Origin of the sequence: Streptomyces sp. NBC_00250, assembly GCF_036192275.1 — a bacterium.
In the GTDB taxonomy this organism is placed as follows: Bacteria; Actinomycetota; Actinomycetes; order Streptomycetales; family Streptomycetaceae; genus Streptomyces.
Map to the genome: position 1 here is coordinate 6,972,455 of NZ_CP108088.1, position 18,467 is coordinate 6,990,921.

General features: G+C 71.2%; 19 protein-coding genes. 12 read left to right on the plus strand and 7 right to left on the minus strand.

Features of this window, described 5'->3' with window-relative positions:
* Positions 1-48 precede the first annotated feature (48 nt).
* A complete protein-coding gene (locus tag OG259_RS31570) occupies positions 49-1,035 on the minus strand; it encodes a DEDDh family exonuclease (RefSeq protein ID WP_328945345.1) in 987 nt (328 codons plus the stop codon).
* The gene (locus OG259_RS31575; RefSeq protein WP_328945346.1) at positions 1,032-1,700 is read right to left on the minus strand and encodes a TetR/AcrR family transcriptional regulator; all 669 of its coding nucleotides are present in this window, start codon (positions 1,698-1,700) and stop codon (positions 1,032-1,034) included. The genes OG259_RS31570 and OG259_RS31575 overlap by 4 nt, the downstream gene beginning before the upstream one ends.
* A gap of 96 nt (positions 1,701-1,796) precedes the next feature.
* Here OG259_RS31575 and OG259_RS31580 point away from each other — a divergent pair, with 96 nt between their 5' ends.
* The 8 genes from OG259_RS31580 (at position 1,797) to OG259_RS31615 (ending at position 9,469) form a co-directional block, all read left to right on the plus strand.
* Positions 1,797-2,594, plus strand: coding sequence for an acetoacetate decarboxylase family protein (locus tag OG259_RS31580; RefSeq protein WP_328945347.1), 798 nt, complete (start codon positions 1,797-1,799; stop codon positions 2,592-2,594).
* On the plus strand, positions 2,594-3,478 hold the full coding sequence (locus OG259_RS31585; protein ID WP_328945348.1) for an SDR family NAD(P)-dependent oxidoreductase: 885 nt from the start codon (positions 2,594-2,596) through the stop codon (positions 3,476-3,478). Before OG259_RS31580 ends, OG259_RS31585 begins: the two co-directional genes overlap by 1 nt.
* A gap of 10 nt (positions 3,479-3,488) precedes the next feature.
* A complete protein-coding gene (locus OG259_RS31590; RefSeq protein WP_328945349.1) occupies positions 3,489-4,775 on the plus strand; it encodes an amidohydrolase family protein in 1,287 nt (428 codons plus the stop codon).
* Entirely contained in the window at positions 4,772-6,001 is a 1,230-nt protein-coding gene (locus OG259_RS31595) for an amidohydrolase family protein (protein ID WP_328945350.1), read from the plus strand. The genes OG259_RS31590 and OG259_RS31595 overlap by 4 nt, the downstream gene beginning before the upstream one ends.
* A 24-nt stretch (positions 6,002-6,025) precedes the next feature.
* Positions 6,026-6,754 carry a VIT1/CCC1 transporter family protein gene (locus OG259_RS31600; RefSeq protein ID WP_328945351.1) on the plus strand — a complete coding sequence of 243 codons (729 nt, stop codon included), beginning with the start codon at positions 6,026-6,028 and terminating at the stop codon, positions 6,752-6,754.
* A 133-nt stretch (positions 6,755-6,887) separates the two neighbouring features.
* The gene (locus OG259_RS31605) at positions 6,888-7,766 is read left to right on the plus strand and encodes a sterol desaturase family protein (protein ID WP_328945352.1); all 879 of its coding nucleotides are present in this window, start codon (positions 6,888-6,890) and stop codon (positions 7,764-7,766) included.
* The gene (locus OG259_RS31610) at positions 7,763-8,407 is read left to right on the plus strand and encodes a lysoplasmalogenase (protein ID WP_328945353.1); all 645 of its coding nucleotides are present in this window, start codon (positions 7,763-7,765) and stop codon (positions 8,405-8,407) included. The genes OG259_RS31605 and OG259_RS31610 overlap by 4 nt, the downstream gene beginning before the upstream one ends.
* 18 nt (positions 8,408-8,425) lie before the next feature.
* Positions 8,426-9,469: a zinc-dependent alcohol dehydrogenase family protein gene (locus OG259_RS31615; protein ID WP_328945354.1), complete on the plus strand. Its 1,044-nt coding sequence runs from the start codon at positions 8,426-8,428 to the stop codon at positions 9,467-9,469.
* Here OG259_RS31615 and OG259_RS31620 read toward each other — a convergent pair.
* Both OG259_RS31620 and OG259_RS31625 read right to left on the minus strand, forming a co-directional pair.
* Entirely contained in the window at positions 9,459-10,757 is a 1,299-nt protein-coding gene (locus tag OG259_RS31620; RefSeq protein ID WP_328945355.1) for a CoA transferase, read from the minus strand. The genes OG259_RS31615 and OG259_RS31620 overlap by 11 nt on opposite strands.
* Before the next feature lie 83 nt (positions 10,758-10,840).
* Positions 10,841-12,379, minus strand: coding sequence for a S8 family peptidase (locus OG259_RS31625; protein WP_328945356.1), 1,539 nt, complete (start codon positions 12,377-12,379; stop codon positions 10,841-10,843).
* 273 nt (positions 12,380-12,652) lie between these two features.
* On the opposite strand from OG259_RS31625, the gene OG259_RS31630 reads away from it, so the two are divergent.
* From OG259_RS31630 to moaA, 3 genes are all read left to right on the plus strand, one after another.
* Positions 12,653-13,027, plus strand: a complete 375-nt coding sequence (locus OG259_RS31630; RefSeq protein WP_328945357.1) for a DUF485 domain-containing protein — start codon at positions 12,653-12,655, stop codon at positions 13,025-13,027.
* On the plus strand, positions 13,024-14,664 hold the full coding sequence (locus tag OG259_RS31635) for a solute symporter family protein (protein WP_328945358.1): 1,641 nt from the start codon (positions 13,024-13,026) through the stop codon (positions 14,662-14,664). The genes OG259_RS31630 and OG259_RS31635 overlap by 4 nt, the downstream gene beginning before the upstream one ends.
* 165 nt (positions 14,665-14,829) lie before the next feature.
* Positions 14,830-15,819, plus strand: a complete 990-nt coding sequence (moaA, locus tag OG259_RS31640; protein WP_328945359.1) for a GTP 3',8-cyclase MoaA — start codon at positions 14,830-14,832, stop codon at positions 15,817-15,819.
* An 11-nt stretch (positions 15,820-15,830) separates the two neighbouring features.
* Here the strand turns inward: moaA and OG259_RS31645 are convergent, their stop codons facing one another.
* Positions 15,831-16,046 carry a hypothetical protein gene (locus OG259_RS31645; protein WP_328945360.1) on the minus strand — a complete coding sequence of 72 codons (216 nt, stop codon included), beginning with the start codon at positions 16,044-16,046 and terminating at the stop codon, positions 15,831-15,833.
* A gap of 182 nt (positions 16,047-16,228) precedes the next feature.
* Positions 16,229-16,573 (minus strand): DUF3099 domain-containing protein, encoded by a 345-nt coding sequence (locus OG259_RS31650; protein ID WP_328945361.1) that lies wholly within the window; start codon positions 16,571-16,573, stop codon positions 16,229-16,231.
* Positions 16,574-16,742: 169 nt separating this feature from the next.
* Between OG259_RS31650 and OG259_RS31655 the strand changes: the two genes are divergently transcribed.
* Positions 16,743-17,018: a GlsB/YeaQ/YmgE family stress response membrane protein gene (locus OG259_RS31655; protein WP_328945362.1), complete on the plus strand. Its 276-nt coding sequence runs from the start codon at positions 16,743-16,745 to the stop codon at positions 17,016-17,018.
* 135 nt (positions 17,019-17,153) lie between these two features.
* Here OG259_RS31655 and tyrS read toward each other — a convergent pair whose 3' ends face one another.
* Complete coding sequence (tyrS, locus tag OG259_RS31660) at positions 17,154-18,422, minus strand: tyrosine--tRNA ligase (protein WP_328945363.1); 1,269 nt, start codon at positions 18,420-18,422, stop codon at positions 17,154-17,156.
* Positions 18,423-18,467: the final 45 nt, after the last annotated feature.

Consider the following 18,467-nt stretch of genomic DNA (forward strand, 5'->3'; position numbering starts at 1 on the left):
GCTCCCGGCGGGCGCGCGCAGCTCGGCACGCACGCAGGGCCGGGGGTGTCACCCGTCTGCCGGGGCCACGTCGCGGAGCAGCTGGGTGTACGCGGCCTCGTCGACGACCGGCGTGCCGAAGGACTTGGCCTTGACGGTCTTGGAGGTGGCGGAGTCCGGGTCGTTGGTGACGAGCAGGCTCGTCAGCCGGGAGACGCTCCCGGCCACATGGAGACCGGCGTCGACCGTACGGTCCTCCAGCAGCTCGCGGTCGACGGAGGTGTCCCCGGAGAAGGCCACCCGCATGCCCTGCTTGAGCGGTTTGTCCTTCTCGTACCGGCCGGGGTTGGGGTACGGGCACGGCGGACGCTTCCGCGAGGGGCGCCAGCTGCCCGCCCGGTACGAGGAGGCGTACGAGGCCTGCTGGCCGATCCGGGGCTGCGCGGGCGACGAGGCCCACTCGGTCAGCGGCCGGCATTCGAGCAGCGGCAGCCGGACGTTGCGCTCGGCCGCCGCGTGCAGGCTCGGCCGGAACGCCTCGGCCAGCACGCGCGCGTCGTCGAGCGCGTTGTGCGCGCGCTGCTGCACCACGCCGAAGTGCGCGGCGAGCGACTCCAGCTTGTGGTTGGGCAGCGGAAGCGACAGCTCCTTGGCGAGCGCGATCGTGCACAGTCGCTGCCGCACGGGTGCGGCGGACTCCGCGCGCGCGTACTCCCGGGCGATCATCTGCCAGTCGAACATCGCGTTGTGCGCGACGAGCACCCGCCCGTCGAGCCGGGCCGCGAACTCCGCCGCGATCTCCGGGAAGAGCGGCGCGCCCTCCAGGACGTCGGTGGTGAGCCCGTGGATCCAGACGGGTCCCGGATCACGCTCGGGGTTGACCAGCGTGTACCAGTGGTCCTCGACGTTCCCCTGGGCGTCCAGCCGATAGACGGCAGCCGACACTATCCGGTCGTCGCGGGCGAGTCCGGTGGTCTCCACGTCGACGACCGCGTACCCCTGCGGGTAGGCGGCCGGCCACGTCGCTGCTGTCGTACGGTCGTCAAGCACGGTCACTGAGAATACGGCCCGCGACGGACAACTCCGTCCCCGGTGTCCCCGGAAGCCCCGCCGAGAAGCCCGTCCACCAGAGCGCGCACCGAGTCGACGAACAGACGCTCGGTGTCGATCGGGGCGGCCAGGGCGCGGGCGAGCGGGTCGTCGGCCTCCGCGTCCTCGCCCCGCCACAGCTCCTCCTCGGCGGGCGACTGCGCCGGCGCGCGCTCTCGGTTGCGCTCCACCAGGACGAAGCCCACGACCTGGAACTGCACCGCTCGGACGGCACGCGCCGCGTGTGCCCCGCGCAGCCCCGCCGCGTGCGCCTCGTGGACCAGGGCGCGCTGGGCCGGCAGGAACATGCGTTCCGTCAGGCCCCGTTCGTGGACCATCGCCACCAGGTGCGGACGCTCGCGCAGGGCGCGGCGCAGGGCGCGGGCCACCGAGACCATGCGGTCGGCGGGGGTCGCGCCGCGCGGCCGGATCGTGTCGAGGTCGTCGACCGTCCGCTCGACCAGCGCGTCGAGCAGGGACTCCCGGTTGCCGACGTGCCAGTAGATCGAGGTGACCGCGGTGCCCAGCTCGGCCGCGAGCCTGCGCATGGTGAGGGCGTCCGGGCCGTGCTGTCTCACCAGGGCGGCGGCGGTCTCCAGGACCTCCTCGCGGGTGAGTGCGGCGCGCGCCATCCGATCCCCCAACTCTGTTGCCCGCACGGGTCTTTACCCTTCATCGCCGTCGGTGTAACTCTGTTACAGACCCGACCCCATGAAGGGTGGTACGTCATGGCACGAGTACGGTACGGGGCGCGCACCGACGCCGAGATCGCGGCGGCCCGGACGAAGAGCGCGAAACTCCCCGACATCTGGTCCACCGGAGTGGTCGCCGTCTGGGAGACCGACCCGGATGTCGTCGCGGCCGTCCTGCCGCCCCCGCTGAAACCCACCGCGCGGCCCCTCGTCCGCGCCAACATCAGCAAGGTCGACCTGCCCGGCTATCCCCTCGGCGCCGGCTCGGTGGCCGTCGCCGCCGCCCACGGTGACCGGGAGGGCTGGTACCCGCTGGTCATGCCGATGACCCACGAGCGCGCCCTGGTCGGCGGCCGTGAGGTCTTCGGCGAGCCGAAGAAGCTCGGCGAGGTCGTCGTCGAGCGCGACGGGCTCGTCGTCCGCGCCTCGCTCGGGCGGCACGGCATCGACTTCGTCGAGGTGCGCGGCGCGGTCTCCGGACCGCTGCCGCTCCCGGAGCCGGTCGAGAAGACCGACTTCTACTTCAAGTTCCTGCCCGGCGTCGACGGCTCCGGCTTCGACGCCGAGCCCGTCCTCGTCCACTGCGTCCGCAACGAGAAGGTGCGCAAGCTGGAGCGGATCACCGGCGACGTGGTCCTGCGCGAGTCGATGTACGACCCGGTCGCCGACCTCCCCGTACGCCGGCTCGTCGAGATCACCATCGGCGAGAAGACCACCGACCAGAGGGGCACGGTCGCCGAACGGGTCTCCGCGCAGGCCCTCCTGCCGTACATCCACCAGCGGTACGACGACCCGCAGCAGATCCTCGACGGCCCGCCGGAAGGGAGCGCCTGATGGAGCTCCGCGGGGGACAGGTCGCCGTCGTCACCGGCGCGGCGAGCGGCATCGGGCGCGCCATGGCCCGTCGCTTCGCCGCCGAGGGCCTGGCCGTCGTCCTCGGGGACGTCGAGGCGGGCGCGCTCGCGGAGGCCGCCGACGAGCTGATGGAGGACGGGGCACAGGTCCTCGCCCGGACGGTCGACGTCTCGGACCCCGACGAGGTGCGGGCGTTCGCGGACGCCGCGTACGACACCTTCGGCGCCGTCCACGTCCTCTGCAACAACGCGGGCGTCGGCTCCGGCGCCGAGGGCCGTATGTGGGAGCACGAACCCAACGACTGGAAGTGGGCCTTCTCCGTCAACGTCTGGGGCGTCTTCCACGGCATCCAGGCCTTCGTCCCCCGCATGATCGCGTCCGGTGAGCCCGGACATGTCGTCAACACCTCCTCCGGCGACGGCGGCATCGCCCCGCTGCCCACCGCCTCCGTGTACGCGGTCACCAAGGCGGCCGTCGTCACCATGACCGAGTCGCTCTACGCCCATCTCAGGGCCGAGCACGCGCGCGTGGGCGCCTCCGTGCTCTTCCCCGGACCGCACATGCTCCGCACTGGCCTCTGGGAGTCGCACCGCAACCGGCCCGAGCGGTACGCCAAGGAGCGGCCGCGCAGGACCCCGTACCGCAGCCTCGACCAGTGGGAGGCCGCCATGAAGGAGGCCGGTCACGAGGTCGCCTTCACCCCGGTGGAGGAGGTCGCCGAGCACGTCGTCGACGGCATCCGCGCCGACCGCTTCTGGATGCTGCCGGAGAGCGAGCACAGCGACCGGCAGATCAGGGCGCGCTCGCGGTCGATGCTCGACCGCGCCAACCCGTCGTACCTGGAGAGCTTCATTCTCGATTGAGGGGGCCGTGATGGCCGATCCGAACGACCCGTATCTGATCATCTCCTCCGACTGTCACGCCGGTCTGCCGACCGAGGAGTACCGGCCCTATCTCGACTCCCGCTTCCACCGCGCGTTCGACGAGTTCCTCGCCGGACGCGAGGCGCGCCGGGAGGCCATGACCCGGCTCGGGGTCCGCAACGAGGCCTTCGCGGACAAGTGGTTCCACGACAACGAGGAGGGCCTGCGCGGCGGCTGGGACGCCGGGCAGCGGCTCAAGGAGCTCGACGGCGACGGGGTCGCCGCCGAGGTGGTCTTCCCCGACGCGGACGCCGTCGACAGCCGCACCGCCGCTCCCTTCGGCGTCGGCCTCGGCCTCTCCGGCGACCAGGACCCGGAGCTCGGCATGGCGGGCGCGCAGGCGCACAACCGCTGGCTCGCCGAGTTCGTCGGACAGAACCCCGAGCGGCACTGCGGGGTGGCGCTGCTGCCGATCACCGCCGAGCCGGCGAAGGTCGTCGCCGAGATCCACCGGGCCAAGGAGTCGGGGCTCGGGGCGCTGATGATCCCCTCCATGTGGGTGGACAAGGAGCCGTACCACGACCGGCGCTACGACCCCGTCTGGGCGGCCGCCGCCGAGACCGGGATGCCGCTGGTCACCCACTCGGGCGCGGCCCCGCGCGAGGAGTACGGCGACCACCTCGGCATCTACGTCTCCGAGGTCACCTGGTGGCCGGCCAGGCCGCTGTGGTTCCTGCTCTGGTCGGGCGTCTTCGAGCGCCACCCCGGACTGCGGTTCGGGGTCGCCGAGTCCGGCTGCTGGTGGCTGCCGAACCTGCTCTGGTTCATGGACCGGCTCTACCTCGGCGCGCACGGCGGCAAGAAGCTGTCCCCGTTCGCGGAGCTGAAGCGGCCGCCCAGCGAGTATCTGGACCGGCAGGTCTTCATCTGCGCCACCAACACCAAGCGGCGCGAACTCGCCCAGCGGTATGAGATCGGCGTCGACAACATCCTGTGGGGCTCGGACTTCCCGCACCCGGAGGGGACCTGGCCCGACACGCGCGCGTGGCTCCGGAAGACCTTCCACGACATCCCGGTGGCGGAGACGCGTCGGATGCTGGGCCTGGCGGCGGCCGAGGTCTTCGGATTCGATACTCGAATATTGGATCCGATCGCCCGTCGCATCGGCCCCACCCCCGCCGACCTCGGCCAGCCCGCCGACCAGGCCGCCGTGGAGGCCTCCTGGGCCCGCTCGCGCGAAGTCGGCCGCCACTGGCTGACGGACCACGACTTCCCCACCCTGGGGGTCACGCCATGAGCGAGGAGCGCTACACGGTCATCTCGGCCGACTGCCACGCGGGCGCCGACCTCCTCGACTACCGCCCCTACCTGGAGAAGAAGCACCACGAGGCCTTCGACGCCTGGGCGGCTTCCTACGTCAACCCGTACGAGGACCTGCTCGCCGACACCGCCGACCGCAACTGGAACTCCGAGCGCCGGCTGCGCGAGCTGGAGGCGGACGGCATCGTCGCCGAGGTCGTCTTCCCCAACACCGTCCCGCCGTTCTTCCCCAAGGCCTCCCTGATGGCGCAGCCGCCCAGCGCGGCCGAGTACGAGCAGCGCTGGGCCGGACTCCAGGCGCACAACCGCTGGCTGGCCGACTTCTGCGCGGCCGCACCGGGGCGCAGGGCCGGCGTGGCGCAGATCCTCCTCAACGACGTCGACGGGGCGGTCGCCGAGATCCGCCGCGTCCGCGAGGCGGGACTCACCGGGGGCATCCTGCTGCCCGGGGTGCCGCCCGGCTCGCCCGTGCCCGAGCTGTACTCGGAGGCGTACGACCCGATCTGGGCGGTCTGCGCCGAGCTCGACGTCCCCGTCAACCACCACGGCGGCTCGGCGTCGCCGCCGCTGGGCGACGAACCGGCCGCCCGCGCGGTCTTCATGGTGGAGACCACCTGGTTCTCCCACCGGGCGCTGTGGCACCTGGTCTTCGGCGGCGCCTTCCGGCGCCACCCGGGGCTCAAACTGGTCCTGACCGAGCAGGGCTCGGGCTGGATCCCGGGCGTGCTCGACATGCTGGACTACTACCACGGCCGCCTGGTGTCGGCCGCGACGAAGGCCTCCACGGCGGAGTCCAAGTTCGGCGCGGGCCTCGCCGAGGCCATGGGCAAGGGCCCCAGCGCGGTCTGGCGCGACAACTGCTTCGTCGGCGCGAGCTTCATGCGCCCCCACGAGGTGCCGCTGCGCGACCGGATCGGCCTCGACAAGATCATGTGGGGCAGCGACTACCCGCACGACGAGGGCACCACCCCGTACTCCCGCGAAGGCCTCCGGATCGCCTATGCCGGGCTGCCGAAGGAGGAGGTCGCGGCGATGGTCGGCGGCAACGCGGCCCGTGTCTACGGCTTCGACCTCCGTCTGCTCGACCCCCTCGCCGCCGTCCACGGTCCGCGCGTCGAGGAGATCGCCGAACCCCTGAAGGAGGTCCCCGCGGGCGCCACCAGCCCGGCCTTCGCTCCGGGCGGGTCGGTCCGCGTCTGGTGACCGGCCGGGTGCGACGCTCCTGAGGTGACCGACGCACCCGAGGTGGCCGACGCCCCCGAACACGAGGCCCACGGCGGAGGCCTCGGCTCCCGTCTCAACTGGCTCCGGGCGGCCGTGCTCGGAGCCAACGACGGAGTCGTCTCCACCGCGGGCCTCGTCGTCGGCGTCGCCGGCGCCACCGAGTCCCAGGCGGCGCTGCTCACCGCCGGTCTCGCGGGGCTGCTCGCCGGATCGATGTCGATGGCGGCGGGGGAGTACGTCTCCGTCTCCACCCAGCGCGACTCCGAGCAGGCCGCCCTCGCCCAGGAGAAACGCGAACTGCGCGAGGATCCGGAAGCGGAACTCGCCGAACTGACCGGCCTCCTGGCGGCCCGCGGCCTCTCCGCCGACGTGGCCCGCGAGGCCGCCGAGCAGCTCACCGCCCGCGACGCCCTGCGCGCCCACGCGCGCGTGGAGCTGGGCATCGACCCGGACCAGCTCACGATCCCCTGGCACGCGGCCGCCGCGAGCTTCCTCGCCTTCACCGTCGGCGCCCTGCTCCCGCTCCTCGCGATCGTCCTTCCCCCGGCCTCCGCCCGCCTCTGGGTCACGGTCGTCTCGGTCCTGGCGGCCCTGGCCTTCACCGGCTGGTGGAGCGCCCGCCTGGGCGAGGCCCCGGCGGGCCGCGCGATCCTCCGCAACGTGGCGGGCGGCGCCCTGGCGATGGCGGTCACCTACGGTGCGGGCTCACTGCTGGGAGCGACGGGCGTCTAAGCGACGGGCGTCCAGGGGTGCCTTACGGAGGCCCCTTGTCAGAAGGTGCCAAGGCTTGCTGACAAGTCGTCTCGCATACTTGTTGGTAACCACGTCTAGCCGCACCCCGACCTGCGCACCTACCGTCAACGGCATGCCGAACCTGCCCGATGTCGTGCTCTGGTCCATACCGGCGTTCGTCCTGCTCACCGTCATCGAGATGGTCAGCCACCGGATCCATCCCGACGAGGACGCCGCCGGGTACGAGACCAAGGACACCGCCACCAGCCTCGGCATGGGGCTCGGGAGCCTGGGCTTCGACGCGCTGTGGAAGATCCCCGTGGTCGCGATCTACACCGCCGTCTACGAGCTGACGCCGCTCCGCGTCCCCGTCCTCTGGTGGACGATCCCGCTCATGCTGCTCGCACAGGACTTCTTCTACTACTGGCAGCACCGCGGGCACCACGTCGTCCGCGTCCTCTGGGCCTGCCACGTCGTCCACCACAGCAGCCGCAAGTTCAACCTCAGCACCGCCCTGCGCCAGCCGTGGACCGGCGCCACCTCCTGGCCGTTCTACCTGCCGATGATCGCCCTCGGCGTGCACCCGGCGGCCCTCGCCTTCTGCTACTCGGTCAATCTCGTCTACCAGTTCTGGATCCACACCGAGCGGGTCGACAAGCTGCCCCGGCCCTTCGAGTACGTCCTCAACACGCCCTCGCACCACCGCGTCCACCACGCCTCCCAGGGCGGCTACCTGGACCGGAACTTCGGCGGCATCCTCATCGTGTGGGACCGGATGTTCGGCTCCTGGGTCGGCGAGACCGACCAGCCCGTCTACGGCCTCACCAAGAACATCGAGACGTACAACCCGCTGCGCGTCGCCACCCACGAGTACGCCGCCATCGCCCGCGACCTCAAGGCCGCGCAGGACTGGCGCGAGCGCGCCGGACGGGTCTTCGGCGGCCCCGGCTGGCAGCCCGCGCCCGCGGACACCCGGGTCCCCGGCCCCACCGCCCCGGAGGCAGCCGCGTGAAGGCCTCCCCGCCCGGACTCTCCCGCGCGCTGCTCGCCGCCTTCGGGCTCGCGACCGCCGTCGACCTGATCTCCCTGCTCGCCGGCGCCGAGCTCGGCCACCAGATCGCCAAGCCGTTCCTGATGCCCCTGCTCGCCGCGTACGCCGTCACCCGGGGCGCCCCGAAACCGCTGACCGCCGCACTGCTCTTCGGCTGGGGCGGCGACGTCCTCCTGCTCTCCGACGCCGAATGGGCCTTCCTCGTCGGCATGGGCTCCTTCGCCGCCGGCCACGTCTGCTACCTCGTCCTCTTCGGCCGACGGCGTACGTCACCGCTGCTCGGCGCCCTGTACGCGGTCGCCCTCGTCGGCACCGTCCTGCTCCTCTGGCCCGACCTCCCCGCCGGCCTGCGGATCCCGGTCGCCGGGTACTCGCTGCTCCTGACGGCCATGGCGTACCGTTCGAGCGCCCTCGGGCTCCTGACCGGACTCGGCGGCGCCCTGTTCCTGCTGTCCGACACCCTCATCGCCACCGGGGTCGCCGAGTGGCCGCAGCTGCCGCTGCCCGACTTCTGGGTCATGCTGACCTATATCGCGGCGCAGTACCTGCTGACGGCGGGAGCGCTCCACGCGATGTACGGTGAACGTCGTACAACCGTCTGACAGCAAGGACCGTCCGCCATGCGCGCCACCACCATCCACGCCCCCTTCGACATGCGCGTGGAGGACGTGCCCGACCCGGTGGTGCAGCACCCCACCGACGTCGTCGTCCGGGTCCTGCGCGCCTGCGTCTGCGGCAGCGACCTGTGGGCCTACCGCGGCGAGTCCGCCCGACAGCCCGGCCAGCGCATCGGCCACGAGTTCCTCGGCATCGTGGAGGCGGCGGGCTCCGAGGTCACCGGCTTCGCCGCCGGAGACCTCGTCGTCGCCCCCTTCGTCTGGTCCGACGGCACCTGCGACTACTGCGCCGAGGGGCTCCAGACCTCCTGCCCGAGCGGCGGCTTCTGGGGCTCGGTCGGCTCCGACGGCGGCCAGGGCGAGGCCGTCCGCGTGCCCTTCGCCGACGGCACCCTCGTCAAGCTCCCCGCCGACGCCGCCTCCGACGACCACCTGCTGACCGCGCTCCTCGCGCTCTCCGACGTCATGGGCACCGGCCACCACGCCGCCCTCGGCGCCGGGGTCCGCAAGGGCTCCACGGTCGCCGTGGTCGGCGACGGCGCCGTCGGCCTCTGCGGTGTCCTCGCCGCCAAGCGCCTCGGCGCCGAGCGGATCATCGCGCTGGGCCGGCACACCACCCGTACCGACATCGCCCGCCTCTTCGGCGCCACCGACGTCGTCGCCGAGCGCGGCGAGGCCGCCGAGGCCGCCGTCCGCGAGCTCACCGGCGGCCAGGGCGCCCACGGAGTCATCGAGGCCGTCGGCACCGAGCAGTCCATGCGCACGGCCGTCGCCATCGCCCGCGACGGCGGCTCCATCGGCTACGTCGGCGTCCCGCACGGCAGCGGCACCGGACTCGACCTCTCCGTGATGTTCGACCGGAACATCGCGCTGCGCGGCGGCGTCGCCCCCGTGCGCGCGTACATCCCGGAGCTGCTCGCGGACGTCCTCGACGGCACCATCGACCCGTCGCCGGTCTTCGACCTGACCGTCGACCTCGACGGCGTCCCGGGCGGCTACAAGGCCATGGACGAGCGCACCGCGCTCAAGGTCCTCGTCAAGCCGTAGTCCAGACGGGGGCGTCGGCCCCCGCGATGCCCGGCGGGCGTGACCAGCCCGTCGGGCCGCCCTCGTACGCGACGGGCGACAGCGCGTGCCGCAGCCGCCCGAGGGGTCCCTCCGACTCGGTGAGGTACCGCTCCGGCTCGTACCGGGGCAGTGTGTGCGTCAGCCAGTGGCCCGTCCGGGCGAGGGCGAGCCGGACGAGCCGCGTGCCCCCGTCCCGGTCCTGCTCGGTCAGCGACCGCAGCACCGCCGCCGCGAGCAGATAGCCCGTCCCGTGGTCCAGGGCCTGTGCGGGCAGCGCGCCCGGCTGCTCCGCCGAGCCCTCCACGGTGGCGATCCCGGTCGCCACCTGGACCAGGCTGTCGAAGCCGCGCCGTCCGGCCCACGGCCCGTGGTCGCCCCACGCGGAGAGCCGGGCGGTGACGAGCCCCGGGCGGTGGAGGTCGAAGCGGTCGAGGGCACCCGGCCGGTAGCCGGTGACCAGCACGTCGGCGGAGTCCAGGAGCTCGTCGAAGGTACGCCGGTCCGACGGGCGGTCCAGATCGAGGGCGGCGGTCCGCTTGCCGACGTCCGTGTCCGCGTGCTGGTCCGGCAGTTCGGGATTGCCCGGCGGGTCGATCCGCAGCACGTCCGCGCCGAGCAGCGCGAGCGTCCGGGTCGCGACCGGCCCGGCGATCACTCGGGTCAGGTCCAGGACCCGCAGCGGGCCGCTACGGCGCCGGGGCGGGGCCTCGTCGAGCCGCTCCCGGGTCAGCAGCGGCCGCGCCGCCACCTCCCGGCCCTGCTCGTGCGCCGCCCACTCCGAGGGCGTGCGCAGGGCGACGGCCAGGCCCCCGGCCGCGTACACCGCCGTCTCGATCTCCACGGCCTTCCGCTCGGCGATCGCCGCCCCGACGGCCTCGACGGAGTCGGAGACACCCAGCGCGGCGAGCAACCCCACCTTGTGGTGAGGGTAGTTGGCGTGGGTACGGACCCAGCCGTCGGCCGACCGCCAGAAGCGGGAGAGCGGCGCGAAGTTCACCGGCGCCCGCCCGTCGACCCGTAGATGACGCTCGCTCACGAAGGCGGTGGCGACCGCCCCGTCGTCCACCCGTACCGGTCCCGGCAGGCCCGCGTGCTCCACCGCGGCGAGTGAGCAGACCGCGACGGCCGCCCGGGCCAGCTCCATCACCGGGAGCCGCGCGGACAGCAGCCCGGCGGGCCCGCCGTACTCCACCCGGTCCACCTGGGCGGGATCACCGCCGAGGGCCGACCACAACAACTCCGTACCGGTACGCACTGTGTTGTCCATGGACCGCACTATGGCACTCGGTGCCATGCAAAGGGCCCTGGTGTGGCACACCACACCAGGGCCCTCGTTCACTCATGCGTCGACTAGCGGCGGACGGCGTCCAGCGCGTCGATCAGACCGGCTCCGTAGAAGCCGTTCTTGTTCTTGCCACCCTCGCAGACGGCGTCGATCTTGCCGTCGGCGTCGATGTCGTACGGGTTGGTGCACGAGCGCTTGTCGGCCTGCGCGTACAGCATCGCCTTGAGGGCCGCCGGGCTCGCGTGGGGGTGCGTCGACTTGATGAGCGCGAGGACGCCCGCCGCGTGCGGCGAGGCCATCGAGGTGCCGGCCTTGTAGTTGTAGCCGCCGTTGACCGTGGTCGACAGGATGAGGCCGTTGACCGCCGGGGCGTCCGGGGTCTGGAACCTGGTGCTGTCGCCGCCGGGCGCCGCGATGTCGATGACACCCAGACCGTAGTTCGAGTAGGACGACTTCAGGCCCTTGGCGCCGGTCGCGGAGACCGTGACGACACCCGGCAGCATGGCCGGGTAGTCGAGGCACTCCTTCGGGTCGATGACCCGGTCGCCGGGCGTCGTGTCGTTCGGGCTGCTGTTGTCGAGGATCTCGTCGGCCGCCAGGTCGAACTTGGAGTTGCCGGCCGCCGCGACGTTGACCGTGCCCTTGCGCTCCGCGTAGCGGGTCGCACGGGTGACCGCCTCGATGAGGGCCTTCTGGTCCTCGTCGTTCTTGCAGGCGAACATCCACGGGTCGGTGTAGTAGCTGTTGTTCGTGATGTCGACGCCGTGCTCGGCCGCCCACACGAAGCCGCAGACGACGGCCTCCGTGTAGAAGAAGCCGTCCGGGGTGGACACCTTGATGCCGGAGACCTTGACGCCCGGGGCGACACCGGTGATGCCGATGCCGTTCTTGGCGGCCGCGATCGTACCGGCGACGTGGGTGCCGTGGTCGCTCTCGCCCGGGTTCGGACGCCACGAGCCGGCGGTGGTGTCCGGCTTGCCGGACACGCAGTTGGCCGAGGCCTTGGCGTCGAAGTTCGGCGCCAGGTCCGGGTGGGTGTCGTCGACACCGGTGTCGATGACACCGACGGTGACGCGCTTGCTGCCCAGCGTCCGCTGGTGGGCCTTGTCGGCCTTGATCGCCGGGAGGTCCCACTGCAGGGGCTCAAGGGCGTCCTGCTCGTCCGTCGCCCGGGCCGCGGCGGCCTTGGCCTCGGCCTCGGACAGCTCCTGGGTGCCGCCGCCGACCGAGTTGTCGGTCTGCACGGAGAGCGGGGCGGTACGGGTCGAACCGGCCGACACCACACCACGGGCCGTGCGGATCGTCTTCGCGAACTCGGGGTTCTGCGAGTGGACGACTATGACGCCTATCTGGTCGTACGAGACGACCACTTCGCCACCCGCGGCGGCGATCGCCTTCTTCACCGAGGCGGCGGTCCAGCGGCCACCCGCGATGTTGACGACGTACGACAGCTTCGGGCCGTTCGTCGCCACGGCGGCCGCCGGTGCGTCGCTCAGTTCCGCGGCGGAGGCGGCGCCGGAGGGAAGGAAGCCGAGCGAGGCCGTGAGTGCGAGACCAACCGGCAGAGCAAGAGCTCGGCCGCGCCTCGATCCCAGATGAGCCATGGGTTCTCCACATCATCCGTATGTACTGTCCGCGCGCGGGTTTACGCGCGGACAGGTGCATGACGAGTGAAGCTATCGCTGATCTTCCCGGCGCTTCAATGAGTTGAGAAGACTTCATGAAGATCTGTGCGAATAAATCCCTCGCGTGAACCGCTTCGCTTCTCGCTCCGTGCCGTTGTGCAGGGGAGGGGCTCCAGTCGGAGTCCCCGCTACCGCACCCCTGGTGAGGCCCCCTTGACCATGCCGTCCGTCCCCGCGTCACGAGGAGATTCCGTGGCTACCGAAGCACCGCCGCCGCCCAGAAACGGGACGGAGACCGCGTCAGGTCCCGTAGCGCCCACGACGGAACAATTCGTCGAGGTGCAGGAAGGCGCGGAGTTCGGCGAACTGCGCCGTACGTACCGCTCCTTCGCCTTCCCGCTCACCCTGGCCTTCATCGCCTGGTACCTGCTGTACGTGCTGCTCTCCAACTACGCGGGCGGCTTCATGGGGACCAAGGTCTTCGGCAACATCAACGTGGCCCTCGTCCTCGGCCTCGGCCAGTTCGCCACCACCTTCCTCATCGCCTGGCTCTACTCGCGGCACGCGGCGAACCGGCTCGACCCCAAGTCCGACGCCATCAGAAAGCGCATGGAGGGCGACGCATGAGCACCCCCGTCCTGCTCGCGGCGGGCAACGCCACCAGCGAGCACCGACCGCTGATCATCGCCCTCTTCGGCGCCTTCGTCATCGCCACCCTGATCATCACGATCTGGGCCGGCCGGCAGACCCGCAGCGCCGCCGACTTCTACGCCGGAGGGGGCCAGTTCACCGGCTTCCAGAACGGCCTCGCGATCTCCGGCGACTACATGTCCGCCGCGTCCTTCCTCGGCATCAGCGGCGCCATCGCCCTCTACGGCTACGACGGCTTCCTCTACTCGATCGGCTTCCTGGTCGCCTGGCTCGTCGCCCTGCTCCTGGTCGCCGAACCGCTGCGGAACTCCGGCCGGTTCACGATGGGAGACGTCCTCGCCTACCGGATGCGCCAGCGGCCCGTCCGTACCGCCGCCGGCACCTCCACCATCGTCGTCTCGATCTTCTACCTGCTGGCCCAGATGGCGGGCGCGGGCGTGCTCGTCTCGCTGCTGCTCGGCATCACCAGCGACGGCGGCAAGATCGGGATCGTCGCCCTCGTCGGCGTCCTGATGATCGTCTACGTGACGATCGGCGGCATGAAGGGCACCACCTGGGTGCAGATGGTGAAGGCCGTCCTGCTCATCGCGGGCACGCTCCTCATCACCTTCCTCATCCTGCTGAAGTTCGACTTCAACCTCTCGCAGCTGCTCGGCGCCGCCGCCACCAACAGCGGCAAGGGCGACGCCTTCCTGGAGCCCGGCCTCAAGTACGGCGCCAGCGCCTTGTCGAAGCTCGACTTCCTCTCCCTCGGCATCGCCCTCGTCCTCGGCACCGCCGGCCTGCCCCACATCCTGATCCGCTTCTACACGGTGCCGACCGCCAAGGCCGCCCGTAAGTCGGTCAACTGGGCCATCGGCATCATCGGCGGGTTCTACCTGATGACGATCGTCCTCGGCTTCGGCGCCGCCGCCCTGCTCAGCGGCGACACCATCAAGGCGTCCAACAAGGCGGGCAACACGGCGGCCCCGCTCACAGCCCTCGAAGTCGGCGGTGGCGCCGACTCCACCGGCGGCGCGATCCTCCTCGCCGTCATCTCCGCCGTCGCCTTCGCCACCATCCTCGCCGTCGTCGCCGGTCTGACGCTGGCCTCGTCCTCGTCCTTCGCGCACGACATCTACGCGAACGTGATCAAGCGCGGGAAGGCCACCGAGAAGGAGGAGATGCGGGCCGCCCGCTGGTCCACCGTCCTCATCGGCATCGTGTCGATCGCGCTCGGCGCCCTCGCCCGCGACCTCAACGTCGCCGGCCTGGTCGCCCTCGCCTTCGCGGTCGCCGCCTCGGCCAACCTGCCGACGATCCTCTACTCGCTCTTCTGGAAGCGGTTCACCACCCAGGGCGCGCTCTGGTCGATCTACGGCGGACTGATCTCCTCCGTCGTCCTCGTCCTCTTCTCGCCGGTCGTCTCCGGCGCGCCGACCTCGATGTTCAAGGGCGTGGACTTCCACTGGTTCCCGCTGGAGAACCCCGGCCTCATCTCGATCCCGCTCGGCTTCCTCCTGGGCTGGCTCGGCTCGCTCTTCTCCAAGGAGGAGCCGGACGCGGGCAAGTACGCGGAGCTGGAGGTCAAGTCCCTCACCGGCGTCGGGGTCGCCGCCGCGGTCAAGCACTGACCGGAACGCAGTCGGTCGTATACGTTCCGCAGCGATCCATCGGCCGCGTCGTAGGGTTCTACGACGCGGCCGCGTCGGTCCTCGTGACAATCTGCCCTGCTCGTTGTCCGAGTGCTCACGTAGGCTCGAACCACACGCAACCACATGACGGGGAGGGGGCCCACAGTGCTCTTGGACACCTATGGCCGAGTGGCCACCGACCTGCGCGTCTCGCTCACCGACCGCTGCAATCTGCGGTGCACGTACTGCATGCCGGAAGAGGGCCTCCAGTGGCTCGCGAAGCCGGATCTCCTCACCGACGACGAGATCGTCCGGCTGATCCGGATCGCGGTCACCGACCTCGGCGTCACCGAGGTCCGCTTCACCGGCGGCGAGCCGCTGCTCCGCCCCGGACTCGTCGGCATCGTCGAGCGCTGCGCGGCCCTGGAGCCCCGCCCCCGGATGTCCCTCACGACCAACGGCATCGGGCTCAAGCGCACGGCCGCCGCGCTCAAGGCCGCCGGCCTCGACCGGGTCAACGTCTCCCTGGACACCCTGCGCCCCGAGGTCTTCAAGACCCTCACCCGGCGCGACCGCCACCAGGACGTCCTCGACGGCATGTCCGCGGCCCGCGAGGCCGGCCTCACCCCGGTCAAGGTCAACGCCGTCCTGATGCCCGGGCTCAACGCCGACGAGGCCCCCGACCTGCTCGCCTGGGCGGTCACGGAGGGTTACGAGCTCCGCTTCATCGAGCAGATGCCCCTCGACGCCCAGCACGGCTGGAAGCGCGACGGCATGATCACCGCCGGAGACATCCTGGAGTCCCTGCGCACCCGCTTCACCCTGACGCCCGAAGGCGCCGACGAGCGCGGCTCGGCCCCCGCCGAGCGCTGGGTCGTGGACGGCGGACCGCACACGGTCGGCGTCATCGCCTCCGTCACCCGCCCGTTCTGCCGGGCCTGCGACCGCACCCGGCTCACCGCCGACGGCCAGGTGAGGACCTGTCTGTTCGCCACCGAGGAGACGGACCTGCGGGCCACGCTCCGCTCGGACGCGCCGGACGACGAGGTCGCCCGGATCTGGAAGCAGGCGATGTGGGGCAAGAAGGCCGGTTCCGGCCTCGACGACCCGAGTTTCCTGCAGCCCGACCGCCCGATGTCGGCGATCGGCGGCTGAGGGGGGAGTCCTCAGGTCTCGTCGGACTCCCAGTCGGCCAGTGGCACGACGTCCTTGAGGAAGCCCCGTACACCCAGGAACTGGGACAGATGCTCCCGGTGCTCGTCGCACGCGAGCCAGGTCTTGCGACGCTCGGGAGTGTGCAGCTTGGGGTTGTTCCACGCGAGCACCCAGACGGCGTCGGCGCGGCAGCCCTTGGCGGAACAGATCGGCTTCTCTTCGCTCACCTGATCATTGTCCAGCAAGGGCGATGCCGGGCAGCCACGGGGGGAGCTGCCCGGCATCGGTCCGTCGCTCCGACGGGGGATGCGGAGCGCGTAGGCAGTATGTCACGGCACATGGGGTCGGGTGCACTGGAACTTCACGATTGATCTGAGCTTTTCTTGAGCTTTCCGGCCACTGTCCGTGATCAATTCCGGCCGTGCGGTCGCTCCGTGTCCGCGTCCACCGAGGCCTCGGCGACACCGAGCGCGGGCCGCACCGGAGCCGGTACGAAGGTGGAGGGAAGCGACGGAGCGGACTCTCGGCCCGCGTTCGCGATGACCACGGCGATATAGGGGAGCAGGATGCCCAGGGCCAGCGCCACGATCGCCACATGCCGCTCGACGTTCCACAGCACCGCGGCCGCGATCACGGACAGCGTCCTGACCGTCATCGAGATGACGTAGCGCCGCTGCCTGCCCCGGACGTCGTCCGCGAGCCCCTGCCGGGCCCCCGTGATCCGGAAGACCTCGGATTCGCCACGCTTCGCCATCGCCGTCCACCACCCACCGGTCGCGCCGGACCCTCCCCGGTCCGGACCTCGCTCCACCGTACGCCCGCCCTCCCGGGCCGACGAGACCGGGGCACGGATGGAGCTGTCCGACATGCGCCGTATGGCGGATGGGCCGAGACTGGGCGCAGTTGCGTACAAGGAGGCGGCGATGAGTTGGTTGTGGGCGATCATCGTGGGATTCGTCCTGGGTCTGATCGCGAAGGCGATCCTTCCCGGGAAGCAGCAGATCCCGCTCTGGCTGACGACCGTGTTCGGCATTCTCGGCAGCGTGCTCGGCAACGCCGTCGCGACCTGGATGGGAGTCAACGACACCAAGGGCATCGACTGGACCCGCCACCTGCTCCAGCTGATCGGCGCCATCGTCGTCGTGGGCGTGGGCGACATGCTGTGGGCCTCGATCAAGGGCAACAAACAGCGGGCCTAGCGGCTCACCGGAAGCCCGGAAGCCCGGAAGCCCGGAAGCCCGGAAGCCCGGAAGCCCGGAAGCCCGGAAAACCCGGGAGGCCCGGTACAGCACATCAAGTGCCGTACCGGGCCTCCCGGGTTCCGCGCGTCCATGTCACGCGCCGGCGAACTCGATCGCCGCCAGGTTCTTCTTGCCGCGCCGCAGCACCAGCCAGCGGCCGTGCAGCAGCTCGTCCGCCGACACCTCGGCGTCCTCGGCGGTGACCTTCACGTTGTTCACGTACGCCCCGCCCTCCTTCACCGTGCGACGCGCCCCCGACTTGCTCGGGGCGAGACCGACCTCGGTGAACAGGTCGACGACCTGGCCCAGCTCCGTCACGCGCGCGTGCGGCAGCTCGGACAGGGCAGCGGCCAGCGTCGCCTCGTCCAGCTCCGCCAGGTCGCCCTGACCGAACAGCGCCTTGGAGGCGTTGATGACGGCCGCGCACTGGTCCGCCCCGTGCACCAGAGCGGTGAGCTCCTCGGCCAGCGCACGCTGGGCGGCACGGGCCTGCGGACGCTCGGCGGTCTGCTCCTCCAGCTCCTCCAGCTCCTCGCGGGACTTGAAGGACAGGATCCGCATGTACGTCGAGATGTCCCGGTCGTCCACGTTCAGCCAGAACTGGTAGAACGCGTACGGCGTGGTCATCTCCGGGTCGAGCCAGACGGCCCCGCCCTCGGTCTTGCCGAACTTGGTGCCGTCCGCCTTGACCATCAGCGGGGTCGCGAGCGCGTGCGCCTCGACACCCGGCTCCAGGCGGTGGATCAGGTCGAGGCCGGCCACCAGGTTGCCCCACTGGTCCGAGCCGCCCTGCTGGAGCGTGCAGCCGTAGCGGCGGTACAGCTCCAGGAAGTCCATGGCCTGCAGCAGCTGGTAGCTGAACTCGGTGTAGCTGATGCCCTGCTCGGACTCCAGGCGCCGGGCGACGGAGTCCTTGGTCAGCATCTTGTTGACCCGGAAGTGCTTGCCGATGTCCCTCAGGAACTCGATCGCCGACATGCCGGCGGTCCAGTCCAGGTTGTTCACCATGACCGCGGCGTTCTCCCCCTCGAAGGAGAGGAACGGCTCGATCTGCGTCCGCAGCCGGTTCACCCAGTTCGCGACCGTCTCGGGGTCGTTCAGGGTGCGCTCGGCAGTCGGCCGCGGGTCACCGATCTGCCCGGTGGCCCCGCCGACCAGCGCCAGCGGCCGGTGCCCGGCCTGCTGGAGCCGGCGGACGGTGAGGACCTGGACCAGGTGGCCGACGTGGAGACTGGCCGCGGTCGGGTCGAAACCGCAATAGAAGGTGACGGGACCGTCCGCGAGAGCCTTGCGCAGTGCGTCCTCATCGGTGGACTGGGCGAAGAGCCCACGCCACTTCAGCTCATCGACGATGTCGGTCACGTCGTCCGTCTCCTTGTGATGCGGGTGGGAAATAGTTGTCTCAGT

Bases quoted from the DNA above. Each gene is read 5' to 3' on its own strand.
- OG259_RS31635 (WP_328945358.1), top strand. From the start codon at position 13,024: ATGAGCACCCCCGTCCTGCTCGCGGCGGGCAACGCCACCAGCGAGCAC.
- OG259_RS31580 (WP_328945347.1), top strand. From the start codon at position 1,797: ATGGCACGAGTACGGTACGGGGCGCGCACCGACGCCGAGATCGCGGCG.
- OG259_RS31615 (WP_328945354.1), top strand. From the start codon at position 8,426: ATGCGCGCCACCACCATCCACGCCCCCTTCGACATGCGCGTGGAGGAC.
- OG259_RS31655 (WP_328945362.1), top strand. From the start codon at position 16,743: ATGAGTTGGTTGTGGGCGATCATCGTGGGATTCGTCCTGGGTCTGATC.
- OG259_RS31605 (WP_328945352.1), top strand. From the start codon at position 6,888: ATGCCGAACCTGCCCGATGTCGTGCTCTGGTCCATACCGGCGTTCGTC.
- OG259_RS31585 (WP_328945348.1), top strand. From the start codon at position 2,594: ATGGAGCTCCGCGGGGGACAGGTCGCCGTCGTCACCGGCGCGGCGAGC.
- OG259_RS31575 (WP_328945346.1), bottom strand. From the start codon at position 1,700: ATGGCGCGCGCCGCACTCACCCGCGAGGAGGTCCTGGAGACCGCCGCC.
- OG259_RS31595 (WP_328945350.1), top strand. From the start codon at position 4,772: ATGAGCGAGGAGCGCTACACGGTCATCTCGGCCGACTGCCACGCGGGC.
- OG259_RS31620 (WP_328945355.1), bottom strand. From the start codon at position 10,757: ATGGACAACACAGTGCGTACCGGTACGGAGTTGTTGTGGTCGGCCCTC.
- OG259_RS31650 (WP_328945361.1), bottom strand. From the start codon at position 16,573: ATGGCGAAGCGTGGCGAATCCGAGGTCTTCCGGATCACGGGGGCCCGG.
- OG259_RS31590 (WP_328945349.1), top strand. From the start codon at position 3,489: ATGGCCGATCCGAACGACCCGTATCTGATCATCTCCTCCGACTGTCAC.
- OG259_RS31625 (WP_328945356.1), bottom strand. From the start codon at position 12,379: ATGGCTCATCTGGGATCGAGGCGCGGCCGAGCTCTTGCTCTGCCGGTT.